General features: G+C 69.8%; 5 protein-coding genes. 4 read left to right on the top strand and 1 reads right to left on the bottom strand.

The features are described 5' to 3' along the window. Positions 1–529: SRPBCC family protein (locus G4D87_RS34655; RefSeq protein ID WP_163786949.1), on the top strand; the 529-nt coding region annotated here is incomplete at its 5' end. Between the two features lie 110 nt (positions 530–639). Here the strand turns inward: G4D87_RS34655 and G4D87_RS34650 are convergent. Then, a complete protein-coding gene (locus G4D87_RS34650) occupies positions 640–894 on the bottom strand; it encodes a hypothetical protein (RefSeq protein WP_163786948.1) in 255 nt (84 codons plus the stop codon). Between the two features lie 201 nt (positions 895–1095). On the opposite strand from G4D87_RS34650, the gene G4D87_RS34645 reads away from it, so the two are divergent. From G4D87_RS34645 to G4D87_RS34635, 3 genes are all read left to right on the top strand, one after another. Further along, positions 1096–1800 carry an ABC transporter ATP-binding protein gene (locus tag G4D87_RS34645; protein ID WP_163786947.1) on the top strand — a complete coding sequence of 235 codons (705 nt, stop codon included), beginning with the start codon at positions 1096–1098 and terminating at the stop codon, positions 1798–1800. 10 nt (positions 1801–1810) lie between these two features. Continuing rightward, entirely contained in the window at positions 1811–3238 is a 1428-nt protein-coding gene (locus tag G4D87_RS34640) for a DUF3526 domain-containing protein (RefSeq protein WP_163786946.1), read from the top strand. 20 nt (positions 3239–3258) lie between these two features. Next, a partial coding sequence (locus G4D87_RS34635) for an ABC transporter permease subunit (RefSeq protein ID WP_163786945.1) occupies positions 3259–3962 on the top strand: 704 nt, incomplete at its 3' end.

Here is a 3962-nt window from a genome sequence, read left to right as displayed (position 1 = left end):
GATGGGCGCGGGGCGGCGGGCCATCACCCTTCACAAGGACATCAACGTGAATGCGCCGGTGGATGAGGTGTTCGCCTTCTGGAGGGAGATGCAGAACTTCCCCCGGTTCATGACGCACGTGGATGAAGTGATTCCGGGCATCGAGGGCCGCTCCCACTGGAAGGTGCGCGGGCCCGCGGGGCTGCACTTCGAATGGGACGCCGTCGTCACGAAGTTCGTGCCCAACAAGGTGCTGGCCTGGAAGAGCGTGGAGGGCACGGCGGTGGAGAACCTGGGCGTCATCCACTTCGAGTCCACGCCGCGCGGCGGCACGCGGGTGGACATCCGGCTGTCCTACAACCCGCCAGCGGGAGCCATTGGCCATGCCTTCGCGAAGCTGCTGGGCGCGGACCCCAAGAAGCAGATGGATGATGACCTGCTGCGCTTCAAGTCGCTGCTGGAGCGGGGCAGGGCCACCGGCCGCGAGACGGTGACGCGTGAGCAGGTCTCGCCGCGGTCCATGGTGTCCCGGGGCACGCTCACACACTGAGCGCGGGCGGGCGCTGCCCGCGCGGTCATGCGCCACGAGACGGCCCGGCTTCCGCCGATTGTGAGCCGCTGGAGTCGCTGCTCGGTGGGGAGAACGAGGACGCGCCCGTGTCATGGGCGCCCGGTGTTCTCCCGCGGCGAACTCCCAGGGCTTGCGAGCACCCAGCGGGCCTCCGGCACCTTGAATTCGGGCAGGCCGCCATCCACCTGGGCGAACGCGTCCGAAAGGAAGTCCAGCGCCCGCAGTGACTCGAAGGCCCCCGCGGGGAGGACGACATAGAAGTGGTTGAGGACCACCGGGGGCGCGCGCGGTGGCGCCGCCGCGGGTCGCGTGGGCAGCGTGTTCGTCACCTGTCCCAGGGACACGAGCGGCTCACCCGGATTCTAGCGTCCGGAGCCGCCTGCGCGGCCAACATCAGGTTCAAGAGCACCATCACCGTCAGCACGTCCGACCTCCCGGGTCCGGGAATCCCCGAGCCCTGTCGCATGCCTGGAATGCTGTCAGCGGGAGTCTTGTAATGCAATCGAGTTGCGTTTGATGTCGGGTCTTCGTTATGGGGATGACCCATGCTTGAAGCGAAGAAGCTGTCAAAACGCTATGGCCAGCACCTGGCCCTGGAAGGACTGGACCTGTCCATCGGGGCGGGCGAAGTGTTCTGCCTGCTGGGTGCGAACGGGGCGGGGAAGACCACCACGCTGAACCTCTTCCTGGGCTTCATTACCCCCACGCAAGGCGAGGCCCGCGTCGCGGGGTTGGCGGTCCAGCAACACGAAGCCCAGGTGCGCGGGCTCCTGGCGTACGTGCCCGAGCTGGTGATGCTCTACCCTCGGCTGACCGGCCGGGAGAACCTGGCCTACTTCAACACCCTGGCGGGCCGTCCGGCGCTGTCCCCCCAGGAGTCCACCGGGTGGCTGGCGAACGCGGGGCTGCAGCCGGGGGCCATGGACGTGCCCGTCGGCCGCTATTCGAAGGGCATGCGGCAGAAGGTCGGCATCGCCATCGCGCTGGCGAAGGGCGCGCGGGCGTTGCTGCTGGATGAGCCCACGTCCGGATTGGATCCGCTGGCGTCCAACGAGCTCTCCGAGCTGCTGCTGCGCCTGAGTGGTGAAGGCATGGCGGTGCTCATGGCGACGCATGACCTGTTCCGCGCGAAGGAGTCCGGCACGCGGGTGGGCATCATGAAGGCGGGCCGGCTGGTGGAGACGCGCGCCACGCGGGACCTGGGGCACGCGGAGCTGGAGCAGCTCTACCTGGCGCACATGCGTGGCTGAGGACCGACGAATGATTCGAGCCATCGCCCGAAAAGAGTGGATGGAGCTGTCGCGCGACGGACGCTTCCGCGTCGCGGGAGCCCTGGTGTTCTTGCTGGCCCTGGTGGGCATCGCGGTCGGCGCGCTCCATGTCCGGGACTCCCGTGCCGAGCGCGAAGCCGGTGCTCGCCTGACGCGCCAGCATTGGCTGGAGCAGGGAGAGAAGAACCCGCACTCGGCCGCGCACTACGGTGTCTGGGCGTTCAAGCCCGAGTCCGTCCTGGCCGCGTTCGACCGCGGCGTGGAGCCGTACCTGGGCGTCGCCGTCTACCTGGAAGCGCACAAGCGGAACGCCACCCAGTACCGGCCCGCGGCGGACGCCACGGCGGCGGCGCGCTTCGGGGAGCTGACGGGGGCAGGGGTCCTCCAGCTCCTGGTGCCGCTGCTCATCATCCTGCTGACCTACTCCGCGTTCACCGCCGAGCGGGAGCAGGGGACGCTGCGCCTGCTGCTGAGCACCGGCGTGCGCCGTCATCAGCTCGTGTTGGGCAAGGCCCTGGGCATAGGGCTGGCGCTCGCGGCGCTGCTGGTGCCCCTCTTCGTCGTGGTCGTGGTGTTGGTGGTGGGCCTGGGCGGCGGAGCGGGCGTCTCGCCGGGCGAGCTGCTGGGGCGTCTGTCGGGGCTGTCGCTGGGGTATGGGCTGTACCTGGCGGGCTTCGTGTTCCTGGGGCTGGCGGTCAGCGCGTGGGCGCGGACGTCCCGAGGGGCGCTGGTGGCGCTGCTGGGCGTGTGGATGGTCAACGCGCTGCTGGTGCCCCGGCTCGCGGTGGACGCGGCCCGGGCATGGGCGCCGGTGCCCACGGCGCAGGACTTCGCGCGGCAACTGGCGGAGGACTACGAGAAGGGCCTGAGCGGTCATGACCCGGTGGACCAGCGACAGGCGGCGCTCGAGCGCGAGACGCTGGCGCGCTACGGCGCGGCATCCCTGGAGGCGCTTCCCGTCAACTTCCGGGGCATCGCGCTCCAGGCGGGAGAGGAGTACAGCAACCGCGTGGGCGCGCAGCGCTTCGGCGAGCTGGAGGCGCGCTACGGCGAACAGGAGCGACTGCACCGCTTCTTCGCGCCGCTGTCTCCCATGTTGGCGCTGAGGCACCTGTCGGCATCGCTCGCGCGGACGGACCTGTCCGCGCACCTGCGCTTCACGAGGCAGGCGGAGCAGTATCGGCAGGGGCTGGTGAAGCAGATGAATGACACCATCACGTTTCGCTCGAAGTACGGCGACGCGGACTACAAGGCGGACGCGTCGCTGTGGCGTGAGGTGCCGGAGCTGAGCCTGGACGAGGAGCGGCTCCCGGAGGCGCTGGGCGCGCAGGTGCCGGGGCTTCTCCTGCTGGGATTCTGGCTGGCGTGGACCACCTTCTTCGCGCTGCGCGCTTGCGCACGCCTGAGCGCCGTTTGAGGCACGAGGAGACCCTGAAGATGTCCTTGCTTCGACACGAGTGGTTCCTGCTCCGGAAGGACCGGATGCTCGCCTTCTCCGCCGCGCTCCTGCTCGGCTTGATGGCGTTGGGCCTCTACAACGGCTGGCGTTTCACCCGGGACCTGCGGACCTACCAGCAGCTCCTCGTCGCACAGGAGACGGAGCGGCGTTCCCGTCTGGCGGAGCAGGCGGAGGCCTTGCGCCAGGGGCGAGGGCCGGCGCTGCCGCCCTGGAAGAGCCCGGCGATGCCGGTGCCAGTGGGCAACACGCTCGTCCAGCCCGAAGCCCTGCTGCCTCCGGGGCCGCTGGGGGCGTTCACCGTGGGGCAGATGGACCTGTTGCCGTCCGCCTACCAGGTGTCGCTCCAGGGGCGCCTCACGGACTTCGCGCGTGACACGTTGGAGCACCCGGTGCACCTGGCGACCGGAACGTTGGACCTGTCGTTCGTGCTGCTCTACCTGCTGCCCCTGTTCGCGCTGGCGTTCTCGTTTGACCTGGTGTCGCGTGAACGAGAGGACGGGACGCTGCGGCTGGTGCTCGTGCAGGCCACGGGGCTGCGCGGCTGGGCGCTGCGAAGGCTCGCGGTGCGCGCGGGTGTCCTGCTGGGCCTGTGCGTGCTGGCGGGCGTCGCCGGCTACGCGCTGACGGGCGGGGCAGGGGGCGTGGGAAGGCTGGCGGGGTGGCTGGCGCTGGTGGTCGGATA

Source organism: Myxococcus vastator (assembly GCF_010894475.1).
GTDB lineage: Bacteria > Myxococcota > Myxococcia > Myxococcales > Myxococcaceae > Myxococcus > Myxococcus vastator.
The sequence above is the reverse complement of the archived record's forward strand: the minus strand, read 5'-3'. Positions and strand labels throughout refer to the sequence as shown.